Source organism: Pseudomonas sp. A-B-19 (genome assembly GCF_019947515.1).
Taxonomy (GTDB): Bacteria; Pseudomonadota; Gammaproteobacteria; order Pseudomonadales; family Pseudomonadaceae; genus Aquipseudomonas.
In genome coordinates this window covers 98,780-125,559 of the sequence record NZ_JAGYGN010000019.1, presented here as the reverse complement: position 1 = coordinate 125,559, position 26,780 = coordinate 98,780, and the positions used below count along the sequence as shown (strand labels likewise).

The following is a 26,780-nucleotide window of genomic DNA, read 5'->3' as shown; positions in this document are numbered from 1 at the left end:
TCCGTATGCATATCTAAAGGACGTTCTGACTCGTTTGCCGACGCAGCGGGCGAGTGAAATTACGGAATTGCTCCCGTACAAGTGGGCGCCCGTTTAACTACGCAAGGAGTGTTCGCCGGACGCTTACGTTGCATAGACTTGAAGCTAGGTTTGTGCTGCCTGCTTGATAAAAAGTGGCGCGCTCAAATCGTTTGGGCTTGAGATTTTTAGCAGAGTAAATTGAAGTAAATCTCTGGCCACTTTTCCCTCGGTATTACCGCCGAGACAATAGAAAAAAAATGATTGCGGCACCGATAACCCATAGCCACCACAGACTTCCGCTCGCCGTGCTCTTCATTGGTCTCGGGTCACCTTCGTTGACCTCCATAGTCAGACGCTTATCCACTGTAATGCTCACCACATGCTTATGAATTTCAATGTGAGAGCGAACCAATCCAGTAGTGTCCGGGTGATCAAGAACCTGCTTTTGCAAGACGGGGATTTCAAGACTGACCTTCTCAGCCGCTATGGATTTCTGCAATTGTCTGAAGTGGTTCAGGAGCTGTTCCTTAATTACCACGTCTCCCGAAGCCAACCAGGCGAAGCGGGCCTTGACGTTTTCGGGGAGCCCATAAGAAAGCACGACCTGATCCAACTTTTCCACGACTACATGCGCAAGGACGGCAACATCGGCTTGTGGTCCAACTGTAAAAGCGTGGCGCGAGGAAGGGCCGAAGTGCAACCACACACTTTCTGCTAGTTCGTATTTCTTCCTCTCAGGCATTCGGGGCGGCAGCAGGTCGAATAACCGCTTTGCTACCATACCCGACATTTTCGTCACACCCGTGCGCCATTTATACATGGTATTCCGTGCATAACTCTCCGCTTCAGGGCCGTACGTCTTGCCGTATTCCGTTAGGATGGATTCAAATTCAGTACCAGATAAGCCGAAGAAATATGACTTCACATCTGTATCATTTCCGCCAATCTCCTGCGAAAACGCTTGCGCTTCCTGAATGTGGCGTCGGGCTGCTTCCGAGCCAGTACTGTGGCGATATTTGGTGCCCTTGCGAGAACCATGATGATAACGTCCCATGGCTTACCCCTTGAGCAAGCCAATGATCTTCGACAGCAGGCTTTCTTGTCCCTGGCGAACAGCAATTGAGACACGGTAGTCGTCGCCCTCGAAGACCCTGTCGGCAGTAATCATGTGCATGTGACGAAGCGCCATTTGATCTTTGAACTGTTGGAGTGCCATCTTGACCTGATCACACAAGAACACAGAGGTCGTTTCTGACAAACCTGATTTGTTAAGGGCAATATGGAATCGCTCCAGCTCAGTCACAGCATCTTCTGGGTCGCGGATTGTGATGCTGCTCCGAAACATTACTTCCCTCCCATGAACATCGCGACAAGCACCACAGCCACAGCGATTATGCCGATAATCATCAGTGTGCGATCCCTTTCACCTGATGCAGAACGCGACAGTTTCCCTGCAGCAGCGCGGTCAGTATTCCCGATGATCACCTCAGTGCGCCCAATCGACGAGGTCTGCGAGTGCTGAATAGTTGCTGAAGCACCATTTTGAGTGGCCTTCGCAGTTTGGTCGTTGAAAGAATTTAACGACGCATCTAGAGCTGCAACGTCGATCTTCATTTCCTGTGCTTTCTGTTGAAGCGAAAGCAAGCCTTTGGCGTGCTGAAGACGTAGCTCAGAAACCTGATTGTCGCTTAGACCGCTCAAGTCGATCACATCATTCTGCGTCAGCTTCAGGGACTTATCTGTCGGAACCTCGGCACTTTGCCCAGGCACTTGTAAGTTCCGTCCTTTCTCATCAGACATCCTGCGTTCCTTATTAGGCATTTCAACCGTCGGGGTATGCTGTCCTAGCTTGAGCTGGAAAAGTAAACCATCGCAATCCAAGTCGTTGCAGTGTAGCTCGGTAATTGAAGCTTTCGACCTAGTGTGGCTGATCTTCCGGCGAGCGGTGACCTGTCGGGAATACCCACCTCTTTGGCGTGTCCTCTCCCATTCATTGAATATCTTTCAGATAACTTTTCAGTGCAATGAGCGGGGCATCAAGCTGCGCCAATGTCTGAATCCCGGAAAATTCCCCCGCCAACCTCCGCAACTCCCGCCCCAACGGCTTATCCACACCACCAATGGCCTCCAGCGCCAGCCCTACACACTCATCCACCTTCACCTGAATCGCCTCAACATCCCCCCGCCGCACCAACAACTCAAACACATCCCGCTGGTAGCCACCCATGACTAGATCGTCACGCAAAATCGGGCTTGAACCATCCGATTCATAAGCCAGCTTGAGGGAGAAGAGGGCGACGGTTTCCAGGTGCAATTCCATGGGGGAATCCTTGTGAAATGTTCCGGCGGTGCGGGTGGTGTGGAAGGGCAGGGGCAAAAGCGTCGCCAGTTCAGGCCGGCTCCCACAAGGGTGATGGGGTGTCAGGTGCTTTTCTTCTACAGACGAAAAAAAGGCCTTGCAAAGCAAGACCTTTCTTAATTTTGGTGCCCGAGGGAGACTGGAGTTTTCCATATAATCCGTGGCCCCGTAAACCCCGCTGTGCTTTGTCAGGTACCTAGCTGGTGTGGCAAGGGTTGCAGCAATGGTAGCAACCATTAACTCTTAGTGTGGGGTTTGCCCCTCGAGCGGCGCTAACAGCGCCGGTGCAGTTTAGGTGATTTCCGAGTGATACCTGATTCTCCAGCTGCGGCATGAACCTGCAGCCAGTCGTCGTGTTGTGCACTTCGTAGTCGCCGTTCGCTTGAACGTTTCTATTTACGATAAATGATTGCATTTGCTAGTCCTCGCTTCCGTGTGGCGGATCGGTAATGACTCAACATTTTTAACCATGTCTGCTTTGCTGGCCGAGATGTGCGATGGCCAGCAGGGGTGGAGGTTAGCCGGAGGATGGCAGAAAGCAATCAGTAGCCAAAAAGCCGTCGGGGACCCTGGGACTATCTGAAGGACACGGGGTCGGAAACCCGCGGGGTTTTGTTAGCACGGTGGAGTTTTTAGCACAACAAGCTGCGCTCGTACGCTTTGGAAGCGCCGGGGCCCCTGAGGATATTCGCGATGCACGGGGTCGGAAACCCGCGAGATCTTGGTAGCGACAGTTCTCTGAGCTTACTGAAATTTCGACGTTGAAATTGAAAGGATATTGAAGAGAAATGGGCATCGTTACTGCAACGGTAAAGGTGAGCCATTGTGTTGTTGATAGCGAACGGTCGAGCCCGGTCAACCTTGGGGATAGTGTCAACCACGTCAACCTGTCAACCAACGTAGAAAACTCAGTCGCTAACAAGATGCTGCGGGTTCTTTGCCCCGTGTCTATCCAAAATGCTCAGGGTCCCCGGCGTGATTCCAATTCGTAGTGCAGATGCACTGGTGAACAGCAGTTCACCCAGTTCACCTGTTCACTAAGCTGGGTATTTTTCCGCTAATACGATCGCGCGGGTTTCCGACCCCGTGTCGAAAGGAGTTCTTCAGGGGCCCCTCCAGATGTCGAAAACTCCGGTTGTTGCTACCTTTCTATCGCTGATGGCGTCATCACTTACGGGGTACAGGGGGAGGTGATTCAAAATGTCATGTTACGGGTGTTACGAATGTTACGAAATCGACCAACCTATTGAATATATTGGATTTTATTGTCGTTACACGGTCGGCAGACGATATGGATACTGAGTGTTACAGGCCCGGTGAGTGTTACAAACCACGTACCAGGACCCCATCTAGTTAGTCGATGGGCTCGGTAATATCAATTGGTTCAATATTTTTCGCTAGGGGAACAGATAGGCTTGGAAAATCGAGCCGCAAACACCGCGCAAGATCGCCAACGGTGTCATTACGATCGAGTGCGTGATGGATCAGCAATGATGCGACCTGCCGCGCCTTTGCCTTAGTGCCGGGCGCACGATTGTTTTCGAGTCCGCGCAGTGCGTTGCGCCAGCCATGCCCGGCCTTTTCGACATCGATGTGGTCGAGCACTCGCGTTAACCCGCCAGGCCCCACCTGAGCGAGAAGGCGTAGAAACAACAAGCCCTCGTTATAGAAGGACGGACTGGACTGCGATAGTGCGGCTGCTAATCCAACGTAGTGTGGCTCCAGTAAAGCTGGAACCAATGTCGGCTCAGACTTGACGAACCGTGCCAGAACCATCGTCCCCAACTCCCAATCGACATGGCCCCAGTGGCAGAGCGCGATGCGCCTGCCGGCAGCGACATGACGCAACGCACTCGCCGGAGCGAGTGCAGCAAGATGCGTCGACATGTTGATAATTTGAGGCTCGTTGCGCTTAACCATCGCTTCGATCGCCGGGCGCACCGCTTGCACTGAGTATGCGACACCTAGAAACATTCGCGCGTCGCCAATGTCTTCCAACCAACCGTCACCGATCGCCTGATCGATCATTTCCCAATCGAGTGCAAGCACGGTCGCCTCGAACTGCTTTGGCGCGGCCTTATACATGAAGCTGAGCAGTCCCGCAGCAGACTGGAAGCTTCGTTGCGTGCTGCGCGACAATTTGGCCGCAAGATCCTGCGGCGACCAGCAAGCACAGATCCTGCGCGCTACCTGCCGCATTCGACGCGTGGGCGCCAGTTTGCCCACATAAATGCCGAGCGGATCGTAGAGCCGCAACGAACTCCACACAATATCGTTAAGTTCATGAAACGCTTCTTGAGGATTAGCACGTAACCGGTCTGAAATAGCCGGAATCAGCGCTTCGATCAGTGAGAACCCGAACTCTGGTGCGAAATAGCAAAAATGTTTGCAAAAATCGGCCACGATCGACAGATAGGCGTGCTTCGGCCAAGTCGAAACCGTACGAAGGCACGCTATATGATCAACATGTTCAAGATAACGGGCTTTCCACCCGTCATTCTTGCCGACGCGCATCATGGAAATGAGATTGGCTATCTGGCCAGCGTGCAACGGCCCCGCAGTATTGATCGCACGCGCCAGTTCGAGCGGATTGACCAATGCGGCGATGCTTTCGCCGAGCGCCTCATCGGTGTTGCAGACATGATTGATGACCCCGCCAATCGCATAGCAAGCGTCTTCAGGTGCGGTCTCAATCCAATTCGTTAAGATCTCTTTATGATCCGCAATCTCGCTCATTTCCTCGGCCAGATAGCCATGTAAATTTTTAAGCACCCAGCAGGCATCGCGGATGTCGAGCGGTGCGGTCGCAGCCCAACAACGCACTAGGACGGGCGCAAGCCACTCTGTTTGCACGAGCCAATTCCACCGGCGGTGCCCGCTCGGTGTCGACAACTCTCTGAGTAGCACGCTCAAGCCGCTTAGAGATGTATCCTCGTCGCGGAACACCCTCTCAAGCATGCTAGCGATGGTTTTCCGGCCTTCGTCTGACTGCCCTTCGAGGATCCGATCAAGCAGAACGCTGGCAAGGCGTTGGTGCGGACAGCGAAGGTCGTTAACACCCAGTAGAAGCCGCTGTGAGATCAACCAGGTAAGTGCAGCGTCAACGTCGGCGATTAATACTGCGTCTTCAACTAACCATATCAACATGTCGCGCGAACAACGGGCATCGCGGGTGACAAGCTGGCGAATGGCTGCAGCGGCAAGAATTAGATCCGCCCCCGCTGCGCGAGCGGAACTTGCTAATGCGCTCGCCCGCCGCCATCCCCCTCCCAGGATGAAGCAGAATTGCCATGGGTAGAGCGCCTGCTCCGCCGCATGCTCAAGACGCCGATCGAGCGGCTCCTCTCCTGGGCGATCACCGACCCGATCGTCGGCACGGCGAACGGCGGCAAGTGTAGTTTCGGGAAAAGTTCGCAGACCGTCCGCAATAACTCGAACCGCACGCTTCGCATCGAGCCGGATGGCCCCCGGAGAGCCGCCCTTATCCTCGGAAATTGTGTGTGCACTCAGAACCCATCGAGATGTTGTAGCGCGCTCCTCCATTTCACGCAGCAGCGCTGGGCGCGCTAAATGTGCGTCATCAATGAGATAAAGGGTTGGAGTTGAGTTTTCAACAAGTGGTGTAATTTCGCCCATTGGGTCAGCCAACCGCAAAACTCGCCAGCCACGATCATGCACTTGGCGCGCCGCCTGAAGGATGCAGATTGATTTGCCTGCCCCCGGCATGCCCGCGAGCCGGGCAGAGCCAGCCCGCTCAAGGTCGGCAATTAGAATGGCCACTTCGGGAAGCTTGGGGCAAGCGGCAACATCTGCGGGCCCAAGCGGACGTCCCATCAGCGCGGGGCCAAGGTCGCGAGCCGTCTCGAACTGAACTTCAGACCACGCAGACACCTTAAGGCTCGGTGCCGCTGTATGCGGCATGAACCCTGTAAGGCTCCGCCGAAACTGATCGAGTTCGTCTGCGCTCGGTAGTGCACGCAGTGTAGCCATGATCTTGACTAAATCGCCTGCATGCTCGGGATAGAATTCTTCAAGCACGGCCTGGTGGCCGGAAAGTAATGCCTGAATTGTTTCCCAGCCGATGGCGACGACAGGAAAGCGCCCTTCCTTCTCGCGCCGTTCAGATACGAGCCGCGCATGTTCCTGAAGTGGTCCTTCGTTTGCCGCAGTGGTGGCGAACGTCCAATGTCCAAGCGAAGGCTTAAACGTCTCCGCCTTAGCGAGCTCTGCATCAAATTCGGCAATCGTTGCCTTGGATCCGTAGGCTTCACTCTTCCCCTTGCACTGCACGCCAAAAGTCTTGCCCGGCGCCGCCTCGGGTGTCCCGTAGACATCAACGCCTTGCTGCTTCTGACCGGCCCGACCGTGCTTTTGTGTCAGAGGTGCTTCCCAGACCGCGGCAAACAGTGCACGTGTCAGGTCTTCGAACTTCTCCCACGACTTTGGCGGTGCGATCTGCTTGTCGATGAATTCCATTAGTACCGCCAGATTGATCCACTATCCAAGTTAAAACACTACCTCGATTCAAGTGTAGGTGTAAAATCAGCCACTTAATAGAGGCCCTATCTTCAGTTCGCGTCGCATTGCTGGATTATGAATTGAGCGCCCAATACGCTCACTGGGTTGCTAATGCGGCGCATTGGGTCCCGAAGGTACATACCTCTTCCAGGATCCGCTCCCGTTAGAAAGGACCAACTCCCGAGCCAGGACAACGTTCGTTGTTCTATCAAGCGGCCAAGAGCGACTCATGTTAACCAGCGTGAGTTTCCCCGCTCACCGTATACGCAAACGGATAATCAATAGCCCACCTAATATTCTCTAGATCTAGACTTTGGTTGAAGAGGGCTTGCAGTCTGGTCGAGACTCTGCCATAACCAGATGTAGTAGCTATTTGCCCAGCCCTTGGCACCTGAAAAGCTTGAGTGGCTTGCAGTGCGGTAAGTGTTGGTTTTTGAAACTCGGCCGTAGAGTCATGACTAGATAACAAAAACAGAAAGGAGTCTATAGTGAGCACTAAAACCCGTCCGTTCTCAATATTCCTACTTAAGCAAGGTTATGATGCATCGAACTCACTCAAAGAGGAAAATTCCTTGAGTGAGGCTGTTGTTTCAAGCAAGCTTCCAGAAGATGCAAGTCTCTTTATTCTGGACAATCCTTCACGGAATCCTTGGTGGAAAGATTATTTTGAAATTGCGCAACCACTACTTCAGGCGAGTAAAGGGGCGCTAGTGTTTCTTCCGGTCCAAGATCGATGCTTTGTATTGTCCTTTGGGCATGTATTTCACAGTCTTAAGGATAATTGCTATGAGTATGATTTTGGATTGAGGGTGACCTTAAATAGCCTTGATCCAAATAAGCTTAAAAGTGCAGATGTAATGGATCCAGGTGCATCTCGAAGGAAAAGAACGCAAGTTCCTGCTGCGACCGATCTTACCTTTCTGGATTTTGATAGTAATGCAGAGATAATTAGAAGTCTTACCGGGGCAGTTAAGGAAGAGTTTGTAGAGCTTTTCAAAAGTGCTACAGGGTCGGCTAGTCTGAAAGTTGGATTAAAAATTGATCCGAGTGAGTTGGTGGGTATTTGCGAGAGTCTACTCGACCTATACTCTAGCGAAGAGTATCTCGTAACCTTTCCGAATGTAGGGAAAATAACTCCAGAAAAAGATCCTGATGTTGTTCGTGTTCTAGATGCTCAGCTTCTTCAAAAATTTATTGAACGCAGTGATGACTTGTCCTTGTCTATCCCGGATATTATCGATTATCGAGATAATACGTGCTGCCGGTTTCAAGGGCGGGGTGGTATTGCTGATGTATATACAGATGTTTCGCTTGAGGCTTTTTATGAGTATTTGGGCGATGACTACGAATTGGGTGAGTTGAGTATTGAAAGGTTGAAGTCATTTAGTATTGCATTATGCGATGCTGAAGGAAATATAAGTAGGGCGTATAGTGTCTATAATTGCTTCTTGTTGGATATTGTGGAGCCAGATAAGGTTTTTCATATTTGCGAGGGTGGATGGTATCGTGTAGATGTTGGATATATTCGGGAGTTGAAAAATTATCTAGATGCTAAGTGTGAAGATACAGATTTGGTTGAGTATGATCATGATGTCGTGTTGAATGGGATAAATCACTATAGCGAAGAGAATTACAATGCGTCTGTTGCGCAATCGCTAGATCGATTTATTTGTTTGGATCAAACAAATATGAGTCCAGTTGGATCCAGTCAAATAGAGCCATGTGACTTGTATTCTGTTTCTGTGGCTGAGGTGGCGAATCTTTATCATATAAAAATATCGACAAGATCATCGCAGCTAAGTCATCTTTTTAATCAAGGAGTTAATTCGGCGGAGTTATTGATTCTTGAGGCAGTATGTCGAGATGCGCTGAAGGAACTAATTGTTGATCGAATTGGAAGTAACGATGAGCGTGAGTATTGCGATCCGGTTGATGCCAAAAAATTGAAGGTCGTGTATGGAGTGATTACTCGAAAAAATCCAGCGGAACTGTCGGATAATTTACCCCTGTTTTCTAAGATTAGCTTAATGCGTTGTTTCAAAAGCTTGGAGTTAATGCAAATTCCTGCTGCGTTAATTTATATTCCTGATGTAAGTCCGCCGAAGGAAAAATACAGTTCTTATCCTACAGTGATTGTAGAGGTGTTTGATAGGGCTAAGGGGAAGAAGGAAGTTTGTGTGGTTGCCGGGCAAGCTCTCGCTGCGGGCGCGAAACTGGCCGGGTGCTGCGCAGTGATAAAAAATAGTGTTGCCGGTTCTAGGTTTAAGGTTTTCTATAGCTTCGGCAAGCTTGGAAGAGCATATACCAATCATAATTGGCATTATGAAGTTGTAGTGTGAGGCTTCGCTTCTAAAAGTTAATGAGGGAGCGGTCATTCCTGCTAGTCCTAGTTTCATGTGCTGCCAATGGTTGCCATGAGTTTGCCCTCGTCAGGCCCCAAGGTTCTTTCAGTGGGAGTACCAAATTTTAAGCAATTACTTTAAGGTTCTGAGTGATTTATAATACGCTTGATGTCGCTTGTAATTGCACTGCGCGATGAAAATTGTGATTCTGTTAAATTGTTTGTTTGGCAGCTAAGTGATGGGCTTTGATGCTGGGTAGAGAATGTTTAAGGTGCTCTTAAAGCTCTAGGGTGTGGAAGCGGTTGCTTGGCGAGTTACTTTGTTGGGCTTTATATTTTGATTGGTGTTGTGTATTTGTGAAGTGTGAGATCGGCAACAGATTAAGCAGTAATTGTCTACGCTTGATTGCGGTGGTCCAGTCTTCTCGACGGTAACGGTGCACGATAGAAGGCGCTCAATGCCAATGTTGTTTGTTTCGGGTTGGGAACTGTCCGTCTGAGGCGGACTTGGGATGGGGCAGTAGCGGAAGCCTTGATCGACTTCCGTACAGTGCTAGTGTTGACTTTTCAGCCTGCGTTCTATGTATCCTATTTCTGCTTTTATTGCATTAATCGTGAGCTTTTGTATTTCTGTGGTTTTTCCAGACCTGATGGCAAGGACATTGAGCAATGCGGTCAAGTGGGATTTTCTGGCTTTTAGCGTGTCGGAAATTTTTGATTCGTTCTGGGTCAGCGAGAGGGCGGCGCTTGATGTCTGCGCGCTTCATCCTTGTATCCCAAAGTTCGGTATTTTTCTCAGGATACAAGCAGGGATACAGGGATACAGGGATACAACGGATAAGGGGATACAACGGATAAGGGGATACAGGCATAGACAGGCAGGCACAAAAAAACCGGCTAAGTGGCCGGTTTCTCTGGGTCTGAGAGGCTGGTAGAGACTCTCAGATACTGCTATGTGGTGCCCCGAGGGAGACTCGAACTCCCACTCCTTTCGAAAACGGATTTTGAATCCGCCGCGTCTACCAATTCCGCCATCAGGGCTCAATGGCGGCGAAGTATAGAGATGAGATAACCGTTGGTCAATCAGGTACATGGAGAATTTTTGATATTTCCGCTAGACTTCCCGGCCCTGCTAGACGACACCCCATCATGCGCGTTGCTGACTTTACCTTCGAGCTCCCTGATTCGCTGATCGCCCGCCATCCGCTGGCCGAGCGGCGCAATAGTCGCCTGTTGACCCTGGATGGGGTCAGCGGCGCCCTGGCACACCGTCAATTCACTGATTTGCTGGAGCATTTGCGCCCCGGCGACTTGATGGTGTTCAACAATACCCGGGTGATTCCGGCGCGGCTGTTTGGCCAGAAGGCTTCCGGCGGCAAGCTGGAAATCCTGGTGGAGCGGGTGCTCGACAGTCATCGCGTGCTGGCTCATGTGCGGTCCAGCAAGTCGCCCAAGCCTGGGTCGAAGATTCTGATCGACGGCGGTGGCGAGGCCGAGATGCTGGCGCGGCACGATGCGTTGTTCGAGCTGGGGTTTGCCGAGGAGGTGTTGCCGCTGCTCGACCGTGTCGGGCACATGCCGTTGCCTCCTTATATAGACCGCCCGGATGAAGGTGCCGACCGCGAGCGTTACCAGACGGTCTACGCCGAGCGTTTGGGCGCGGTGGCGGCGCCGACGGCGGGGCTGCATTTCGATCAGCCGCTGATGGAGGCAATTGCCGCCAAGGGCGTCGAGACCGCGTTCGTGACCTTGCACGTCGGGGCTGGCACTTTCCAGCCGGTGCGCGTGGAGAAGATCGAAGACCACCACATGCACAGCGAATGGCTGGAAGTCGGCCAGGACGTGGTCGATGCGGTTGCCGCCTGCCGCGCTCGCGGTGGCCGGGTGGTGGCCGTGGGGACCACCAGCGTGCGTTCCCTGGAAAGCGCCGCCCGCGATGGCGTGCTCAAGCCGTTCAGCGGCGATACCGACATCTTTATCTACCCGGGCCGGCCGTTTCATGTGGTCGATGCCCTGGTCACCAACTTCCATTTGCCCGAATCCACGCTGTTGATGCTGGTTTCGGCGTTCGCCGGTTATCCCGAGACCATGGCCGCCTATAAAGCCGCCGTCGACAACGAATACCGCTTTTTCAGCTACGGTGATGCGATGTTTATCACCCGTAATCCAGCACCGCGTGGCCCCGAGGAAACAGAATGAGTCGCCAATGTCGTATGTCTTTCGAGCTGCTTGCCACAGACGGCAAGGCTCGTCGCGGTCGTTTGACCTTCCCGCGCGGTACCGTCGAGACCCCGGCCTTCATGCCGGTGGGCACCTACGGCACGGTCAAGGGCATGCTGCCACGGGATATCGAGGCGACTGGCGCTGAAATCATTCTGGGCAACACTTTCCACCTGTGGTTGCGTCCGGGCACGGAAGTGATCAAGAAGCACGGCGACCTGCACGATTTCATGCAGTGGAAAGGCCCGATCCTGACCGACTCCGGCGGTTTCCAGGTGTTCAGCCTGGGCGCCATGCGCAAGATCAAGGAGGAGGGCGTGACCTTCGCTTCCCCGGTCGATGGCGCCAAGGTGTTCATGGGCCCGGAAGAGTCGATGCAGGTCCAGCGTGACCTGGGCTCCGATATCGTGATGATTTTCGACGAATGCACGCCGTACCCGGCCGACGAAGATGTCGCCCGCGTATCCATGGAGTTGTCCCTGCGCTGGGCCAAGCGTTCGAAAGAAGCCCATGGCGACAACACGGCGGCGCTGTTCGGTATCGTTCAGGGTGGCATGCACCAGGACCTGCGCATGCGCTCCCTGGAAGGCCTCGACAAGATCGGCTTCGATGGCCTGGCCATCGGCGGTCTGTCGGTGGGCGAGCCCAAGCACGAGATGATCAAGGTGCTGGATTATCTACCGGGCATGATGCCGGCTGACAAACCTCGTTACCTTATGGGCGTTGGCAAACCGGAAGACTTGGTTGAGGGTGTGCGCCGCGGTGTGGACATGTTCGATTGCGTGATGCCAACCCGTAATGCCCGCAACGGGCATCTGTTCATCGATACCGGCGTGCTGAAGATCCGTAACGCGTTCCATCGCCATGATGATTCGCCGCTCGATCCGACCTGCGATTGCTATACCTGCCAGAACTTCTCCCGCGCTTATCTGCATCACCTGGACAAGTGCGGCGAAATGCTGGGAAGCATGCTCAATACCATCCATAACTTGCGCCATTATCAAGTGCTTATGGCTGGTTTGCGCGAGGCTATTCAACAGGGTACATTGGCCGCCTTTGTCGATGCCTTCTACGCCAAACGCGGGCTTCCCGTGCCGCCTTTGGACTGAGTTTTCTGACCCCAAGATTCAACATTTGCAACTGGAGTGCTAAATGAGCTTTTTTATCTCTAATGCCATGGCTGACGCCGCTGCACCTGCTGCGGGCCCAATGGGTGGCGGTTTCGAGTGGATTTTCCTGGTCGGTTTCCTGGTCATCTTCTACCTGATGATCTGGCGTCCACAGGCCAAGCGCGCCAAAGAGCAGAAAAACCTGCTGAGCAGCCTGCAAAAGGGCGACGAAGTTGTGACCACTGGCGGCATCGCCGGCAAGATCACTAAAGTGGCCGACGATTTCGTCGTTCTGGAAGTTTCCGACACCGTCGAAATGAAATTCCAGAAAGGCGCCATCGCCGCCACGCTGCCAAAAGGCACGCTCAAGGCGATCTAAGTTTCAACTTCATCTTCAATCGACGGGGCGCGCAAGGCGCCCCGCGTCATAAACGGGCGGCGTGATGCTGAACAAATATCCTCTGTGGAAATACATTCTGATCCTGGCGGTGCTGGCGGTCGGTCTGATTTATTCCGCTCCCAATCTCTACCCTGATGACCCGGCCATTCAGGTCAGCGGAGCCAGCACGGCGCTGCAGGTCAATCAGGCTGATCTGGATCGTGTGAGCGCTGCGCTCAAGGAATCCGGGATCAACGTCAAGGCTGCCACTCTGGCCGCCAACGGCAAGGGCGGGCTGATTCGCCTGACCAAGGCTGAAGACCAGCTGCCGGCCAAGGACGTTGTACGCAAGGCATTGGGTGATGACTACGTCGTCGCGCTGAACCTGGCACAAACCACCCCGCAATGGCTGCGCAACCTCGCTGCGCACCCGATGAAGCTGGGTCTGGACTTGTCCGGTGGTGTGCACTTCCTGCTGGAAGTGGACATGGAAAAAGCCCTCGATGCACGCCTGAAAGTCTACGAAGGCGACGTCAAGAGCCTGCTGCGTAAAGAGAAGCTGCGCTATCGCAGCCTGCCGCAACTGGGCGGTGCCATCCAGCTGGGCTTCGCTGATGAAGACAGCCGCGAACAGGCTCGTTCGATCATCCGCAAGAACTTCAACGATTTCGACATTGTTCCGGCCGACCTCAATGGTCAACCGGTGCTGCGTCTGGCGATGACCCCGGCCAAGCTGGCGGAAATCCGCGAATACTCCATCAAGCAGAACTTGACCACGGTGCGTAACCGCGTCAACGAGCTGGGTGTTGCCGAACCGATCGTCCAGCGTCAGGGCGCCAACCGCATCGTGGTTGAGCTGCCGGGCGTGCAGGACACCGCCGAAGCCAAGCGTATCCTCGGCAAGACGGCCAACCTGGAGTTCCGTCTGGCTGCTGAGCCGGGTGCTTCGAAAGCCACTTCCGAGGAATTCGAGTTCCGTGAGGGCAAGCGTCCTCCTGCGCTCATCGAGCGTGGCCTGATCATCACCGGTGACCAGGTGACCGACGCCAAGGCTGGCTTCGGCGAGCACGGCACACCGGAAGTGAACATCCGTCTGGACGGTCACGGCGGCGAGCTGATGAACCGTGCGACCCGTTCGAACGTCGGTCGCAGCATGGCGGTGATCTTCATCGAGCAGCGCCCGGTCACCACTTACACCAAGCAGATGGTCAACGGTGTCGAGAAGGACGTGCCGGTTCAGACTTTCAAGGAAGAGAAGAAGATCATCAGCCTGGCGACCATCCAGTCGCCGCTGGGTGCGCAGTTCCGTATTACCGGCCTGAACGGCCAGGGCGAGTCGTCCGAACTGGCGCTGCTGCTGCGTGCCGGTGGTCTGGCTGCACCGATGTACTTCGCTGAAGAACGCACCATCGGCCCGAGCCTGGGTGCCGACAACATCACCAAGGGTATCGATGCATCGCTGTGGGGCATGCTGTTCGTTTCGCTGTTCATCATGGCCATCTACCGCTTCTTCGGCCTGATCGCCACCGTCGCTCTGGCGGTGAACATGGTGATGCTGCTGGCCCTGATGTCGCTGCTGGGTGCAACGCTGACCCTGCCGGGTATCGCCGGTATCGTGTTGACCATGGGTATGGCGGTCGACGCCAACGTGCTGATCTTCTCGCGGATCCGTGAAGAGATCGCCGCCGGCATGACGGTGCAGCGCGCAATCAACGAAGGCTTCGGCCGGGCATTCACCGCGATTCTCGACGCCAACCTGACCACTCTGCTGGTCGGCGGCATCCTCTTTGCCATGGGCACCGGCCCGGTCAAGGGCTTCGCAGTGACCATGTCCCTCGGGATCTTTACCTCGATGTTCACGGCCATCATGGTGACCCGCGCGATGGTCAACCTGATCTTCGGCGGTCGTGACTTCAAGAAGTTGTGGATTTAAGGGGCTGCCATGTTACGTACAATCAACTTCATGGGCGTTCGCAACTTTGCGTTCGGCGTCACATTGTTCCTTACTGCACTGGCCATATTCAGTGTCTTCCACAAGGGCATGAACTGGGGCCTGGACTTCACCGGCGGTACGCTCATCGAGCTGACCTACGAGCGTCCGGCCGACGTCACCAAGGTGCGCGAGCAGCTGGTGACCGCGGGTTATCACGAAGCCATCGTGCAGAACTTCGGTGCAACTACCGACCTGCTGGTGCGCATGCCTGGCGAAGACCCTCAACTGGGTCACCAGGTCGCCGAAGCCTTGCAGAAGGTGGGTGGCGAGAACCCGGCGACGGTCAAGCGCGTCGAGTTCGTCGGCCCGCAGGTGGGTGAAGAGCTGCGCGACCAGGGCGGCCTCGGCATGCTGATGGCGCTGGGCGGTATCCTGATCTACCTGGCGTTCCGCTTTCAGTGGAAGTTTGCGGTCGGTGCGATCGTGTCCCTGATCCACGACGTGATCGTGACTGTCGGTATCCTGTCGTTCTTCCAGATCACCTTCGACCTGACGGTGCTGGCGGCGGTACTGGCGATCATCGGTTACTCGCTCAACGACACCATTGTGGTATTCGACCGGGTTCGCGAGAACTTCCGTGTACTGCGCAAGGCCAGCCTGATCGAGAACATCAACATCTCGACCACGCAAACCCTGCTGCGGACCATGGCGACTTCGATCTCCACCTTGCTGGCGATCGCGGCCCTGCTGTTCTTCGGTGGCGATAACCTGTTCGGTTTCTCCATTGCCCTGTTCATCGGTGTTCTGGCGGGTACCTACTCGTCGATCTACATCGCTAACGTGGTGCTGATCTGGCTGAACCTGAGCACTGAAGACCTGATTCCTCCGGCCAATACCGAGAAGGAAGTCGACGACCGTCCTTGAGGCAGCAGTCCTTAAGCGGTGTCATCCAAAAAGGCGCGAGTTGAACTCGCGCCTTTTTTTGTGCTCCAAGGCTGGGAGAAGCGCGGACACGCTCCGCATGTGATGGTCCAGGAGGTTCATGTGAACAAGTCGATGCTGGTTGGTGCTGTACTGGGTGCTGTCGGTGTAACTGCCGGGGGTGCTGTGGCCACCTACAGCCTGGTTAAAAGCGGCCCGGAGTACGCACAAGTACTCGCCGTTGAGCCGGTCAAGACACAAATCAAGACTCCACGTGAAGTATGCAAGGATGTAACGGTCACCCGGCAGGCGCCGGTGAAAGATCAACATCAGATCGCCGGTACGGTGGTCGGTGCATTGGCAGGTGGTCTGCTGGGTAACCAGATTGGTGGCGGCTCCGGCAAGAAGATCGCCACGGTCGCGGGCGCTGTCGGTGGTGGTTATGCCGGCAACAAGGTGCAGGAAGGCATGCAGGAGCGTGATACCTACACCACCACCCAGACCCGCTGTAACACGGTTAACGACATCAGCGACAAGGTTGTAGGTTACGACGTACGGTATTCGCTGGATGGCAAGGAAGGTAAGGTGCGCATGGATCGTGATCCAGGCAACCAGATTCCGGTGGATAAGGAAGGCAAGTTGATCTTGTCGGAGAATCAGGCGGCTCAGTGATCTGCTGAAGCCGGATTCAAAAGAAGCACCTTGCGAGGTGCTTTTTTTGTGCCTGCCATTTATGCATCGCGGCGTACCCCTTGTAGGAGCGAGCGTGCTCGCGAAGAACCCAAAGGCACCGCGTCTATCCAGAATGCCCGCGTTATCGTTGGCGACCATCGCGAGCGAGCTCGCTCCTACAGTATTTCGGATCGAATTGCGGGCATAAAAAAAGCACCCCGAGGGGTGCTTTCTCTGTCGCTGGAAGCTTAGCGCTTCAGCGAGGCTGGCAGGTGCGGCTGGATCGCCGTCAAAACTGCCTTGAAGCATTTGGTGTTGCCGGCAACGACGTGGCCTTTCTCAAGGAAGTCGTGACCGCCGGTGAAGTCGCTCACCAGGCCGCCAGCTTCCTGGATCAGCAGGGCGCCTGCAGCCATGTCCCACTCGGACAGGCCCGACTCCCAGAAGGCGTCGAAGCGGCCGGCGGCCACGTAGGCCAGGTCCAGGCTCGCCGAACCTGCGCGGCGGATGCCGGCGGTCTGGCCAACCAGGGCGCGGAACATGCCCAGGTAGTTGTCGAGGTTGTCCATCTGGTCGTCACGGAACGGGAAGCCGGTACCCAGCAGGGCGCCGTCCAGGCTGGTGCGGCCGCTGACGCGCAGGCGACGACCGTTCAGTTGGGCGCCGCGACCACGGCTGGCGGTGAATTCTTCCTGGCGAACCGGGTCCAGAACAACGGCGTGCTCAAGACGACCGCGGTATTTGCAGGCGATGCTGACAGCGAAGTGAGGAATGCCGCGCAGGAAGTTGGTGGTGCCGTCCAGCGGATCGATGATCCACAGGTACTCTTCGCCTTCGATGCCGGTGCCGGCGTGCATGCCGGTCTCTTCGCCCAGGATCGAGTGATTCGGGTAGGCCTTGCGCAGGGCGTCGATGATTTTCTGTTCGGCGGCGCGATCCACCTCGGATACGTAATCCTTGGCGTCTTTTTCGTCGACCTTGATGGTATCCAGGCGCTCGATGGAGCGGAAGATCAATTCACTGGCGCTGCGGGCGGCGCGCAGCGCGATATTCAGCATGGGCTGCATGGATGTGTCACCTAAGGTTGTTAAAGAAAGCCGAGCATTCTATCAGAAAGTTTCTACAGGAGAAGGACGACGTTCGCTTTCGTGGCTTAACGGTAACGACAGCTGTAAGATTCCGCTCCCGATTATCGTGTTCGAGAGCGCCTCCCTTGCTGCAAAACATTCGTGTCGTCCTGGTCAATACCAGCCATCCGGGTAATATCGGCGGGGCTGCGCGTGCCATGAAGAACATGGGCCTGTCGCGGCTGGTGCTGGTCGAGCCGCGCCTGTTCCCGCACCACGAGGCCGATGCCCGTGCTTCCGGTGCCGGCGACATCCTTGAAAACGCGCAAGTCGTCGCCACCTTGGAAGATGCCTTGGTCGGCTGCAACCTGGTGCTCGGTACCAGTGCCCGTGACCGACGGATTCCCTGGCCGCTGCTCGATCCTCGCGAATGCGGTGCGAAAGTGGTGGAGGAAGCCGGGCAGGGCGCCGAAATCGCCCTGGTGTTCGGTCGTGAAGATTCCGGCCTGACCAACGAAGAGCTGCAGCGATGTCATTATCACGTGCACATCCCGTCAGACCCTGAGTTCAGCTCGCTGAATCTTGGGGCCGCGGTGCAGGTGTTGAGTTATGAAGTGCGCATGTCCTGGCTGGCGGCCCAAGGTCAGCCGAGCAAGGTCGAGAAGGAAGAAGTGGCCTCGGTGAAAAGCGCTGAGCTTGCGACCATGGATGAGCTGGAGCGATTCTATGAGCACCTGGAGCAAACTCTGGTGGCCATCGAATTCCTCGATCCGGAAAAGCCACGGCACTTGATGGCGCGCCTGCGCCGGTTGTATGGACGAAGCTCGGTCAGCCGGGCGGAAATGAATATTTTGCGTGGCATCCTCACGGAAACCCAGAAAGCGGCCCGTGGTGAACTACTAAACCGGAAGGATTAATGATGTTCGAGCGTTTGCGTGAAGATATCCAGAGCGTATTCCACCGAGACCCGGCGGCGCGTAACGCTTTTGAAGTCCTGACTTGCTACCCGGGCATGCATGCCATCTGGATTCACCGTTTGTCGGCGATGCTGTGGCGCGCGGACCTGAAATGGCTGGCGCGCCTGGTGTCGAACTTCGGGCGCTGGTTGACCGGGATCGAGATTCATCCGGGCGCCAGGGTCGGTCGTCGTTTCTTCATTGACCATGGCATGGGCATCGTCATCGGTGAAACCGCTGAAATTGGCGATGACGTGACCATTTATCAGGGCGTGACCCTGGGCGGTACCAGCTGGAACAAGGGCAAGCGTCACCCGACGCTGGGTGATGGTGTCGTTGTCGGTGCCGGCGCCAAGGTGCTTGGCCCGTTCACTGTCGGTGCTGGTGCCAAGGTCGGTTCCAACGCCGTGGTGACCAAGGAGGTGCCGCCGGGCGCCACTGTGGTGGGGATTCCGGGGCGGATCATCGTCAAACCCGACGAAGAACAGGACGCCAAGCGCAAGGCCATGGCCGAGAAGATCGGTTTCGACGCCTACGGCGTGACTGAAGATATGCCTGACCCGGTGGCTCGCGCCATTAACCAGTTGCTCGATCACCTGCAGGCGGTCGATGGGCGCCTGGAGGGTATGTGCGGGGCGTTGAAGGATCTGGGCAGCAATTACTGTGCGAAAGATCTGCCTGAGCTGCGCGAAGAGGATTTCGCCTGTGTGAAGGACAAGGATCAGAGCCAGGCCAGCTGATGCCTGTGTAGGAGCTGCCGCAGGCTGCGATCTTTTGATTTGGCTCTTTCAGGAGCGAAGATCAAAAGATCGCAGCCTGCGGGTCGCAATCAGGTAATGGCAGAGCGCTGACCGGTGTGCCATTAAACCGCAGACCCTGCTATGATTCCGCCGCTCTTTTGCCACTAAACCCGACTAAAGCACTAGGTCTTATAGTTGACTTAAATACTCGGGAATTGCATACTCGCCTCATTCCGAACTCCGTGGTAATTGTCCATGCGACTGACTACAAAAGGCCGATACGCCGTGACCGCCATGCTTGACCTGGCGTTGCACGCGCAGCACGGGCCCGTGTCCCTGGCCGATATCTCCGAGCGCCAAGGCATCTCCCTGTCCTACCTCGAACAGCTTTTCGCCAAGCTGCGCCGCAGCAATCTGGTGTCCAGCGTGCGTGGTCCGGGCGGTGGTTACCAATTGTCCCGCGACATGCAGGGCATCCAGGTCGCCCAGGTGATCGATGCAGTGAACGAATCGGTCGATGCAACAAAATGCCAGGGGCAGGGTGATTGCCATTCCGGCGACACTTGCCTGACTCACCACTTGTGGTGCGATCTGAGCCTGCAGATTCACGAATTTCTGAGCGGTATCAGCTTGGCTGACCTTGTGACTCGCCGTGAGGTGCAAGAAGTAGCCCAGCGTCAGGACCAACGCCGTTGCAACAGCAAGGTGCCACGCCTGGACAAGATTGAAGCGTCCGCCGTCGAATGACAGCCGAAGAGCCAGCGGCACGCCAGCCAGCCTGATTTAGGAGATAGTCCATGAAATTGCCGATTTACCTTGATTACTCTGCGACCACCCCGGTTGATCCGCGTGTCGCGCAAAAAATGAGTGAATGCCTGCTGGTCGACGGAAACTTCGGTAACCCGGCGTCCCGTTCCCACGTGTTCGGCTGGAAAGCCGAAGAGTCCGTTGAAAACGCCCGTCGTCAGGTCGCTGACCTGGTCAATGCCGACCCGCGTGAAATCGTCTGGACCTCCGGTGCCACCGAGTCCGACAACCTGGCAATCAAGGGTGCGGCGCATTTCTATGCCACCAAAGGCAAGCACCTGATCACTACCAAGATCGAGCACAAGGCTGTCCTCGACACCATGCGCCAGCTGGAGCGTGAAGGTTTTGAAGTGACCTACATCGAGCCTCGTACCGATGGCCTGGTGACCCCGGAGATGGTCGAAGCCGAACTGCGCGATGACACGATCCTGGTGTCGGTCATGCACGTGAACAACGAAATCGGCACCATCAACGACATCGCAGCGATCGGCGAACTGACCCGTTCCAGGGGCATCCTGTTCCACGTCGACGCCGCTCAGTCCACCGGCAAGGTCGAGATCGACCTTTCGAAGCTGAAAGTCGACCTGATGTCCTTCTCCGCCCACAAGACCTACGGTCCTAAAGGCATTGGCGCCCTGTACGTAAGCCGCAAGCCGCGCGTACGTATCGAGGCGACCATGCACGGTGGCGGCCACGAGCGCGGCATGCGTTCCGGCACCCTGGCGACCCACCAGATCGTCGGCATGGGCGAGGCTTTCCGTGTAGCCAAGGAAGACATGGCTGCCGAGAACGCGCGCATCAAGGCGTTGAGTGACCGTTTCTACAAACAGGTCGAGCACCTGGAAGAGCTGTACGTCAACGGCAGCATGACCGCCCGCGTTCCGCACAACCTGAACCTGAGCTTCAACTACGTTGAAGGCGAGTCGCTGATCATGGCGCTCAAGGATCTGGCGGTATCGTCCGGTTCGGCCTGCACCTCGGCGTCGCTCGAGCCTTCGTACGTACTGCGCGCCCTGGGCCGCAACGACGAACTGGCACACAGCTCGATCCGTTTCACCTTCGGTCGTTTCACCACCGAAGAAGAAATCGACTACGCCGCGCAGAAAGTCTGCGAGGCCGTTACCAAGCTGCGCGCTTTGTCGCCGCTGTGGGATATGTACAAAGACGGTGTCGACATTTCGAAAATCGAGTGGGCGGCACACTGATTTCAAGTCGCCGCGAACCGGCCCTGCGCACGATGGTGACAGGGCTCAAAGAGCGACTCTCTGATGAGTGAGGATTGAGAATCATGGCTTACAGCGAAAAGGTCATCGACCACTACGAAAACCCGCGCAACGTCGGCAAGATGGACGCGCAGGATCCTGATGTCGGCACCGGCATGGTCGGCGCTCCGGCGTGCGGCGACGTGATGCGCCTGCAGATCAAGGTCAACGACGCCGGCATCATCGAAGATGCCAAGTTCAAGACTTATGGCTGCGGTTCGGCTATCGCTTCCAGCTCCCTCGCCACCGAGTGGATGAAGGGCAAGACCCTGGACGAAGCAGAAACCATCAAGAACACTCAGCTGGCTGAAGAACTGGCCCTGCCGCCAGTGAAAATCCACTGCTCGGTACTCGCTGAAGACGCCATCAAGGCGGCTGTTCGCGATTACAAGCAGAAGAAAGGCTTGATCTGATTTTCGAGTTTTGGCGACGAGTAAGGAGTCACCGATGGCTATCAGCATGACAGAAGCGGCTGCTCGACACGTGCGGCGCTCCCTCGAAGGGCGCGGCAAAGGTGAAGGGATTCGTCTGGGTGTTCGCACCACAGGCTGTTCCGGTCTTGCCTACGTGCTGGAGTTTGTCGACGAGGTGGTTGCAGAGGATCAGGTGTTCGAAAGTCACGGCGAAAAAGTGATTATCGACCCGAAAAGCCTGGCCTACCTGGACGGCACCGAGCTCGATTTCGTCAAGGAAGGGTTGAACGAAGGCTTCAAGTTCAACAACCCCAACGTACGCGGTGAATGTGGCTGCGGCGAGAGCTTCAACATCTGAGGCTTGTCGTGGGTACTCCTTGTCATTTCGCTTTATTCGAGCTGCAACCGAGTTTCGATCTGGACCTCGATCAGCTGGCTACGCGCTACCGTGAGTTGGCGCGCAGTGTTCATCCGGACCGCTTTGCCGACGCTTCCGAGCGAGAGCAGCGGTTGGCGCTGGAGAAATCCGCGAGCCTCAACGAGGCCTACCAGACGCTCAAGAGTCCACCCAAGCGCGCGCGTTACCTGCTTGCCTTGAATGGTGGTGAGCTGCCGCTGGAGGTCACGGTGCATGATCCGGAGTTCCTGCTGCAGCAGATGGAGCTGCGTGAAGAGCTCGAGGATTTGCAGGACAGCGCCGACCTCGATGGTGTTGCCGTCTTCAAGCGTCGCCTGAAGGCTGCCCAGGATGAACTGAACCAAAGCTTCGCAGCTTGCTGGAACGATGCCGCGCAACGTGAACGGGCTGAACGCCTGATGCGGCGCATGCAGTTTCTCGACAAGCTCACCTACGAAGTGCGCCAGTTAGAAGAGCGCCTCGACGATTAACCCAGTGCCGCTCCGGTCGCACGCCTGATATACAGATAAGTCCTGATAACGATGGCCCTACTGCAGATCGCCGAACCCGGCCAAAGTCCTCAACCGCACCAGCGTCGCCTGGCTGTGGGGATCGACTTGGGCACTACCAATTCGCTGGTCGCTGCATTGCGCAGTGGTCTTTCCGAGCCACTTGCCGACGCAGAAGGGCGGGTTATCCTGCCGTCTGCCGTGCGCTACCACGCTGATCGCGTCGAGGTTGGCGAATCCGCCAAGCTGGCCGCCGCTACCGACCCCCTGAATACTGTGCTGTCGGTCAAGCGCTTGATGGGGCGTGGTCTGTCCGACGTCAAGCAATTGGGCGACCAGCTGCCGTACCGTTTTGTCGACGGCGAGTCGCACATGCCGTTCATCGAGACGGTCCAGGGCCCGAAAAGCCCGGTCGAAGTCTCCGCCGATATCCTCAAGGTCCTGCGTCAGCGCGCTGAAGCGACCCTGGGTGGCGAACTGGTGGGCGCGGTGATCACCGTTCCGGCCTATTTCGATGACGCTCAACGTCAAGCCACCAAGGATGCGGCCAAACTGGCCGGTCTGAACGTGCTGCGTTTGCTCAATGAGCCGACCGCCGCGGCAGTGGCCTACGGTCTGGACCAGCACGCCGAAGGCCTGGTCGCGATCTACGACCTGGGCGGCGGCACCTTCGATATTTCGATTCTGCGCCTGACTGGCGGAGTGTTCGAAGTCCTGGCTACCGGCGGCGACAGCGCCCTGGGTGGCGATGACTTCGACCACGCGATCGCTGGCTGGATCATCGAAAGCGCTGGTCTCTCCGCAGACCTCGATCCGGGTACGCAACGCAACTTGCTGCAAACCGCCTGCGCGGCCAAGGAAGCCCTGACCAATGCCGTGACCGTCGAGGTGGCCCATGGCAACTGGAAGGCCGAGCTGACCCGCGAAGCCTTCAATGCGCTGATCGAGCCGATGGTCGCTCGCAGCCTGAAAGCCTGCCGCCGTGCGGTGCGTGATTCCGGTATCGAGCTGGAAGACGTGCATGCCGTGGTCATGGTGGGTGGTTCGACTCGCGTTCCTCGCGTTCGCGACGCCGTCGCCGAAGCTTTCGGTCGCCAGCCGCTGACTGAAATCGACCCGGATCAAGTGGTTGCCATCGGTGCTGCGATCCAGGCCGATACCCTGGCTGGTAACAAGCGCGATGGCAGCGAATTGCTGCTACTGGATGTGATTCCGTTGTCCCTGGGGCTGGAAACCATGGGCGGCCTGATGGAGAAGGTGATTCCGCGCAACACCACCATCCCTGTCGCTCGCGCCCAGGACTTCACCACTTACAAAGACGGCCAGTCGGCCATGGCCATCCACGTATTGCAGGGCGAGCGCGAGCTGATCAGCGACTGCCGCTCCCTGGCGCGCTTCGAGTTGCGCGGCATTCCGGCGATGGTGGCAGGTGCTGCGAAGATTCGCGTGACCTTCCAGGTCGATGCCGATGGTCTGCTCAGCGTTTCCGCCCGGGAACTGGGGTCGGGCGTCGAGGCCAGCATTCAGGTCAAGCCGTCCTACGGCCTGACCGACGGCGAAATCGCCAAGATGCTCAAGGATTCGTTCCAGCACGCCAATGACGACAAGGTTGCCCGTGTATTGCGCGAGCAGCAGGTCGACGCCCAGCGCCTGATCGAAGCGGTACAGGCGGCTCTGGAGGCGGATGGCGAGCGTTTGCTCGACGCCGACGAGCGCATGGTCATCGAGCTGCAGATGCAGGAACTGAGCGAACTGATCAAGGGTACCGATGGTTACGCCATCGAGCAGCAGACCAAGCGTCTGTCGCAAGTGACCGATGCCTTTGCCGCCCGCCGCCTGGATTCGACGGTGAAAGCCGCACTGGCGGGGCGCAACCTGAATGAGATTGAGGAATAACGATGCCGCAGGTCATTTTTCTGCCACACGAAAAGTTTTGCCCGGAAGGCATGGTCGTGGAGGCTGAGACGGGTGTTTCCATCCTCGAGCTGGCCCACGCGAACCATATCGAGATGGAAAGTGCCTGTGGTGGCGTCTGCGCCTGCACCACCTGCCACTGCATCATTCGCGAGGGTTTCGACTCGCTGGAAGAGGCTGACGAGCTGGAAGAGGACTACCTTGACAAGGCTTGGGGTCTTGAGCGCGAGTCCCGCCTGGGATGTCAGGCCAAGGTCGGCACCGAAGACCTGACCGTCGAGATTCCGAAGTACTCGCTCAATCACGCAGCCGAAGCACCGCACTGATTCAAGGAATTGTCATGAAACTCAAGTGGACTGATGTGCTGGAGATCGCGATCCAGCTGGCTGAAAGCAAGCCCGACGTGGACCCTATGTCGGTCAACTTCGTCGATCTGCGTAAATGGGTGATGGAATTGCCCGATTTCGACGATATGCCTGAGCATTGTGGCGAGAAGATCCTGGAGGCCATTCAGGCCCACTGGATCGAAGAACGCAACTGAGCCACGCCGCAGGTTAGGCAATACCCGAGAACCCGCGTATAATTCGCGGGTTTAATTTTTCGTAAATTACCGTTTCTGGAGTTACACCATGGCTGTTCAACGTACTTTCTCCATCATCAAGCCTGACGCCGTTGCTAAAAACGTGATCGGCAAGATCGTTTCGCGTTTCGAAGAAGCTGGTCTGAAAGTTGTCGCTTCGAAAATGAAGCAACTGTCCAAAGCTGAAGCTGAAGGCTTCTACGCTGAGCACAGCGCTCGTGGTTTCTTCAACGACCTGGTTGCTTTCATGATCTCCGGTCCGGTTGTCGTTCAGGTTCTGGAAGGCGAAAACGCTATCGCTCTGAACCGTGAGCTGATGGGCGCTACCAACCCTAAAGAAGCTGCAGCCGGCACCATCCGCGCTGACTTCGCTGACTCCATCGACGCCAACGCTGTTCACGGTTCGGACTCCGAAGCCGCTGCCGCTCGCGAAATCGCATACTTCTTCGCAGCTACTGAAGTAACCACTCGCTAAGCATTGGCTTAAGAGTGAAGGTGAATCCATGACTACATCGACTGTAAAAACCAACCTGCTGGGTCTGACTCAGCTGGAAATGGAAAAATTCTTCGACTCAATCGGGGAGAAGCGTTTCCGTGCCGGTCAGGTAATGAAATGGATTCACCACTTTGGTGTCGATGATTTCGATGCCATGACGAACGTCAGCAAGGCCTTGCGCGAAAAGCTCAAGACTGTTGCCGAGGTCCGTGGTCCGGAAGTGGTCAGCGAGGACATCTCCAGCGACGGCACCCGCAAATGGGTGGTGCGCGTGGCGTCCGGCAGCTGCGTCGAGACCGTCTACATTCCCCAGGGCAAACGCGGCACCTTGTGCGTTTCGTCCCAGGCAGGCTGTGCCCTGGATTGCAGTTTCTGCTCCACCGGCAAGCAAGGCTTCAATAGCAACCTCACCGCCGCCGAAGTCATCGGCCAGGTGTGGATTGCCAACAAATCCTTTGGCAGTGTCCCGGCAACCGTCGACCGTGCCATCACCAACGTGGTGATGATGGGCATGGGTGAGCCGCTGCTGAACTTCGACAACGTCGTCGCGGCCATGCATCTGATGATGGACGACCTGGGTTACGGCATTTCCAAGCGCCGTGTGACCCTGTCGACCTCCGGCGTGGTACCGATGATCGATGAGCTCTCCAAGCACATCGACGTCTCCCTGGCGTTGTCCCTGCACGCACCGAATGACGCATTGCGTAACCAATTGGTGCCGATCAACAAGAAGTATCCGCTTAAGATGCTGCTCGAGTCGTGCCAGCGCTACATGTCGAACCTCGGCGAAAAGCGCGTACTGACCATCGAGTACACCTTGCTCAAGGACATCAACGACAAGGTTGAGCACGCCGTGGAAATGATCGAGCTGCTCAAGAACATCCCGTGCAAGATCAACCTGATCCCGTTCAACCCGTTCCCGCATTCCGGGTACGAGCGTCCGAGCAACAACGCGATTCGTCGTTTCCAGGATCAGCTTCATCATGCCGGTTTCAACGTCACCGTCCGCACCACCCGTGGTGAAGACATCGACGCTGCCTGTGGTCAATTGGTAGGGCAGGTGCTGGATCGCACCCGTCGCAGCGAACGTTATATCGCCGTGCGTGAGTTGAACGCCGACAGCGATCTGGCGACGAACGCTACGAACGACAACTAAGAGAGGATCT

At 56.2% G+C, this 26,780-nt stretch carries 26 protein-coding genes and 1 tRNA gene; 20 read left to right on the top strand and 7 right to left on the bottom strand.

The genetic code is table 11. The features are described 5' to 3' along the window. The coding region (locus KGA81_RS20575; RefSeq protein WP_223545205.1) for a transposase domain-containing protein at window positions 1-97 on the top strand (97 nt) is incomplete at its 5' end. Between the two features lie 156 nt (window positions 98-253). On the opposite strand, the gene KGA81_RS20570 is transcribed toward KGA81_RS20575, so the two are convergent. From KGA81_RS20570 to KGA81_RS20550, 5 genes are all read right to left on the bottom strand, one after another. Then, window positions 254-1,075, bottom strand: a complete 822-nt coding sequence (locus tag KGA81_RS20570) for a hypothetical protein (RefSeq protein WP_223547918.1) — start codon at window positions 1,073-1,075, stop codon at window positions 254-256. 3 nt (window positions 1,076-1,078) lie between these two features. Further along, window positions 1,079-1,366: a hypothetical protein gene (locus KGA81_RS20565; protein ID WP_223547917.1), complete on the bottom strand. Its 288-nt coding sequence runs from the start codon at window positions 1,364-1,366 to the stop codon at window positions 1,079-1,081. Further along, the gene (locus tag KGA81_RS20560) at window positions 1,366-1,821 is read right to left on the bottom strand and encodes a hypothetical protein (protein WP_223547916.1); all 456 of its coding nucleotides are present in this window, start codon (window positions 1,819-1,821) and stop codon (window positions 1,366-1,368) included. The genes KGA81_RS20565 and KGA81_RS20560 overlap by 1 nt, the downstream gene beginning before the upstream one ends. A 190-nt stretch (window positions 1,822-2,011) precedes the next feature. Next, window positions 2,012-2,341 (bottom strand): hypothetical protein, encoded by a 330-nt coding sequence (locus tag KGA81_RS20555; protein WP_223547915.1) that lies wholly within the window; start codon window positions 2,339-2,341, stop codon window positions 2,012-2,014. A gap of 1,392 nt (window positions 2,342-3,733) precedes the next feature. Further along, complete coding sequence (locus KGA81_RS20550) at window positions 3,734-6,856, bottom strand: hypothetical protein (RefSeq protein ID WP_223547914.1); 3,123 nt, start codon at window positions 6,854-6,856, stop codon at window positions 3,734-3,736. A 530-nt stretch (window positions 6,857-7,386) separates the two neighbouring features. Between KGA81_RS20550 and KGA81_RS20545 the strand changes: the two genes are divergently transcribed. Further along, window positions 7,387-9,237, top strand: coding sequence for a DUF6119 family protein (locus tag KGA81_RS20545; protein ID WP_223547913.1), 1,851 nt, complete (start codon window positions 7,387-7,389; stop codon window positions 9,235-9,237). A 958-nt stretch (window positions 9,238-10,195) separates the two neighbouring features. Here the strand turns inward: KGA81_RS20545 and KGA81_RS20535 are convergent. Next, window positions 10,196-10,280: transfer RNA gene (locus KGA81_RS20535), tRNA-Leu, on the bottom strand. 108 nt (window positions 10,281-10,388) lie between these two features. Between KGA81_RS20535 and queA the strand changes: the two genes are divergently transcribed. From queA to KGA81_RS20505, 6 genes are all read left to right on the top strand, one after another. Next, on the top strand, window positions 10,389-11,438 hold the full coding sequence (queA, locus tag KGA81_RS20530) for a tRNA preQ1(34) S-adenosylmethionine ribosyltransferase-isomerase QueA (RefSeq protein WP_223547912.1): 1,050 nt from the start codon (window positions 10,389-10,391) through the stop codon (window positions 11,436-11,438). A gap of 14 nt (window positions 11,439-11,452) precedes the next feature. Then, window positions 11,453-12,568, top strand: a complete 1,116-nt coding sequence (gene tgt, locus KGA81_RS20525) for a tRNA guanosine(34) transglycosylase Tgt (protein WP_177413271.1) — start codon at window positions 11,453-11,455, stop codon at window positions 12,566-12,568. A gap of 43 nt (window positions 12,569-12,611) precedes the next feature. Then, window positions 12,612-12,947 (top strand): preprotein translocase subunit YajC, encoded by a 336-nt coding sequence (gene yajC, locus KGA81_RS20520; protein ID WP_007982729.1) that lies wholly within the window; start codon window positions 12,612-12,614, stop codon window positions 12,945-12,947. A gap of 64 nt (window positions 12,948-13,011) precedes the next feature. Continuing rightward, entirely contained in the window at window positions 13,012-14,880 is a 1,869-nt protein-coding gene (gene secD / locus KGA81_RS20515) for a protein translocase subunit SecD (RefSeq protein WP_223547911.1), read from the top strand. A gap of 9 nt (window positions 14,881-14,889) precedes the next feature. Continuing rightward, window positions 14,890-15,804, top strand: coding sequence for a protein translocase subunit SecF (gene secF, locus KGA81_RS20510; RefSeq protein WP_108216509.1), 915 nt, complete (start codon window positions 14,890-14,892; stop codon window positions 15,802-15,804). A 120-nt stretch (window positions 15,805-15,924) separates the two neighbouring features. Then, entirely contained in the window at window positions 15,925-16,473 is a 549-nt protein-coding gene (locus KGA81_RS20505; protein ID WP_223547910.1) for a glycine zipper 2TM domain-containing protein, read from the top strand. A 248-nt stretch (window positions 16,474-16,721) separates the two neighbouring features. On the opposite strand, the gene suhB is transcribed toward KGA81_RS20505, so the two are convergent. Then, on the bottom strand, window positions 16,722-17,540 hold the full coding sequence (suhB, locus tag KGA81_RS20500) for an inositol-phosphate phosphatase (RefSeq protein WP_008053258.1): 819 nt from the start codon (window positions 17,538-17,540) through the stop codon (window positions 16,722-16,724). 146 nt (window positions 17,541-17,686) lie between these two features. On the opposite strand from suhB, the gene trmJ reads away from it, so the two are divergent. The 12 genes from trmJ to rlmN all read left to right on the top strand — a co-directional run bounded on the left by trmJ (window position 17,687) and on the right by rlmN (window position 26,770). Then, window positions 17,687-18,457 (top strand): tRNA (cytosine(32)/uridine(32)-2'-O)-methyltransferase TrmJ, encoded by a 771-nt coding sequence (gene trmJ, locus KGA81_RS20495; protein ID WP_223547909.1) that lies wholly within the window; start codon window positions 17,687-17,689, stop codon window positions 18,455-18,457. Window positions 18,458-18,459: 2 nt separating this feature from the next. After that, the gene (gene cysE, locus KGA81_RS20490) at window positions 18,460-19,236 is read left to right on the top strand and encodes a serine O-acetyltransferase (protein ID WP_223547908.1); all 777 of its coding nucleotides are present in this window, start codon (window positions 18,460-18,462) and stop codon (window positions 19,234-19,236) included. A gap of 255 nt (window positions 19,237-19,491) precedes the next feature. Beyond that, window positions 19,492-19,983 (top strand): Fe-S cluster assembly transcriptional regulator IscR, encoded by a 492-nt coding sequence (iscR, locus tag KGA81_RS20485; protein ID WP_007982741.1) that lies wholly within the window; start codon window positions 19,492-19,494, stop codon window positions 19,981-19,983. Window positions 19,984-20,033: 50 nt separating this feature from the next. After that, complete coding sequence (locus KGA81_RS20480; RefSeq protein ID WP_223547907.1) at window positions 20,034-21,248, top strand: IscS subfamily cysteine desulfurase; 1,215 nt, start codon at window positions 20,034-20,036, stop codon at window positions 21,246-21,248. 83 nt (window positions 21,249-21,331) lie between these two features. Then, a complete protein-coding gene (gene iscU / locus KGA81_RS20475; RefSeq protein WP_056721266.1) occupies window positions 21,332-21,718 on the top strand; it encodes a Fe-S cluster assembly scaffold IscU in 387 nt (128 codons plus the stop codon). Between the two features lie 34 nt (window positions 21,719-21,752). After that, window positions 21,753-22,076: an iron-sulfur cluster assembly protein IscA gene (gene iscA, locus KGA81_RS20470; protein WP_223547906.1), complete on the top strand. Its 324-nt coding sequence runs from the start codon at window positions 21,753-21,755 to the stop codon at window positions 22,074-22,076. Between the two features lie 8 nt (window positions 22,077-22,084). Further along, window positions 22,085-22,606 carry a co-chaperone HscB gene (gene hscB, locus KGA81_RS20465; protein WP_223547905.1) on the top strand — a complete coding sequence of 174 codons (522 nt, stop codon included), beginning with the start codon at window positions 22,085-22,087 and terminating at the stop codon, window positions 22,604-22,606. Between the two features lie 51 nt (window positions 22,607-22,657). After that, window positions 22,658-24,520, top strand: a complete 1,863-nt coding sequence (gene hscA / locus KGA81_RS20460) for a Fe-S protein assembly chaperone HscA (RefSeq protein WP_223547904.1) — start codon at window positions 22,658-22,660, stop codon at window positions 24,518-24,520. Between the two features lie 2 nt (window positions 24,521-24,522). After that, window positions 24,523-24,864 (top strand): ISC system 2Fe-2S type ferredoxin, encoded by a 342-nt coding sequence (fdx, locus tag KGA81_RS20455; RefSeq protein WP_223547903.1) that lies wholly within the window; start codon window positions 24,523-24,525, stop codon window positions 24,862-24,864. 14 nt (window positions 24,865-24,878) lie between these two features. Then, on the top strand, window positions 24,879-25,079 hold the full coding sequence (iscX, locus tag KGA81_RS20450; protein ID WP_223547902.1) for a Fe-S cluster assembly protein IscX: 201 nt from the start codon (window positions 24,879-24,881) through the stop codon (window positions 25,077-25,079). 88 nt (window positions 25,080-25,167) lie between these two features. Next, a complete protein-coding gene (ndk, locus tag KGA81_RS20445; RefSeq protein ID WP_223547901.1) occupies window positions 25,168-25,593 on the top strand; it encodes a nucleoside-diphosphate kinase in 426 nt (141 codons plus the stop codon). Between the two features lie 28 nt (window positions 25,594-25,621). Beyond that, window positions 25,622-26,770: a 23S rRNA (adenine(2503)-C(2))-methyltransferase RlmN gene (gene rlmN, locus KGA81_RS20440; RefSeq protein ID WP_223547900.1), complete on the top strand. Its 1,149-nt coding sequence runs from the start codon at window positions 25,622-25,624 to the stop codon at window positions 26,768-26,770. Window positions 26,771-26,780: the final 10 nt, after the last annotated feature.

Excerpts from the sequence above, each read along its gene's own strand:
- secD (WP_223547911.1), top strand. The coding sequence starts at position 13,012 with ATGCTGAACAAATATCCTCTGTGGAAATACATTCTGATCCTGGCGGTG.
- KGA81_RS20480 (WP_223547907.1), top strand. The coding sequence starts at position 20,034 with ATGAAATTGCCGATTTACCTTGATTACTCTGCGACCACCCCGGTTGAT.
- KGA81_RS20555 (WP_223547915.1), bottom strand. The coding sequence starts at position 2,341 with ATGGAATTGCACCTGGAAACCGTCGCCCTCTTCTCCCTCAAGCTGGCT.
- iscA (WP_223547906.1), top strand. The coding sequence starts at position 21,753 with ATGGCTATCAGCATGACAGAAGCGGCTGCTCGACACGTGCGGCGCTCC.
- KGA81_RS20560 (WP_223547916.1), bottom strand. The coding sequence starts at position 1,821 with ATGTCTGATGAGAAAGGACGGAACTTACAAGTGCCTGGGCAAAGTGCC.
- ndk (WP_223547901.1), top strand. The coding sequence starts at position 25,168 with ATGGCTGTTCAACGTACTTTCTCCATCATCAAGCCTGACGCCGTTGCT.
- rlmN (WP_223547900.1), top strand. The coding sequence starts at position 25,622 with ATGACTACATCGACTGTAAAAACCAACCTGCTGGGTCTGACTCAGCTG.
- KGA81_RS20570 (WP_223547918.1), bottom strand. The coding sequence starts at position 1,075 with ATGGGACGTTATCATCATGGTTCTCGCAAGGGCACCAAATATCGCCAC.
- queA (WP_223547912.1), top strand. The coding sequence starts at position 10,389 with ATGCGCGTTGCTGACTTTACCTTCGAGCTCCCTGATTCGCTGATCGCC.
- secF (WP_108216509.1), top strand. The coding sequence starts at position 14,890 with ATGTTACGTACAATCAACTTCATGGGCGTTCGCAACTTTGCGTTCGGC.
- KGA81_RS20565 (WP_223547917.1), bottom strand. The coding sequence starts at position 1,366 with ATGTTTCGGAGCAGCATCACAATCCGCGACCCAGAAGATGCTGTGACT.
- iscU (WP_056721266.1), top strand. The coding sequence starts at position 21,332 with ATGGCTTACAGCGAAAAGGTCATCGACCACTACGAAAACCCGCGCAAC.
- cysE (WP_223547908.1), top strand. The coding sequence starts at position 18,460 with ATGTTCGAGCGTTTGCGTGAAGATATCCAGAGCGTATTCCACCGAGAC.
- iscX (WP_223547902.1), top strand. The coding sequence starts at position 24,879 with ATGAAACTCAAGTGGACTGATGTGCTGGAGATCGCGATCCAGCTGGCT.
- fdx (WP_223547903.1), top strand. The coding sequence starts at position 24,523 with ATGCCGCAGGTCATTTTTCTGCCACACGAAAAGTTTTGCCCGGAAGGC.
- iscR (WP_007982741.1), top strand. The coding sequence starts at position 19,492 with ATGCGACTGACTACAAAAGGCCGATACGCCGTGACCGCCATGCTTGAC.
- yajC (WP_007982729.1), top strand. The coding sequence starts at position 12,612 with ATGAGCTTTTTTATCTCTAATGCCATGGCTGACGCCGCTGCACCTGCT.
- suhB (WP_008053258.1), bottom strand. The coding sequence starts at position 17,540 with ATGCAGCCCATGCTGAATATCGCGCTGCGCGCCGCCCGCAGCGCCAGT.
- KGA81_RS20550 (WP_223547914.1), bottom strand. The coding sequence starts at position 6,856 with ATGGAATTCATCGACAAGCAGATCGCACCGCCAAAGTCGTGGGAGAAG.
- tgt (WP_177413271.1), top strand. The coding sequence starts at position 11,453 with ATGTCTTTCGAGCTGCTTGCCACAGACGGCAAGGCTCGTCGCGGTCGT.
- hscA (WP_223547904.1), top strand. The coding sequence starts at position 22,658 with ATGGCCCTACTGCAGATCGCCGAACCCGGCCAAAGTCCTCAACCGCAC.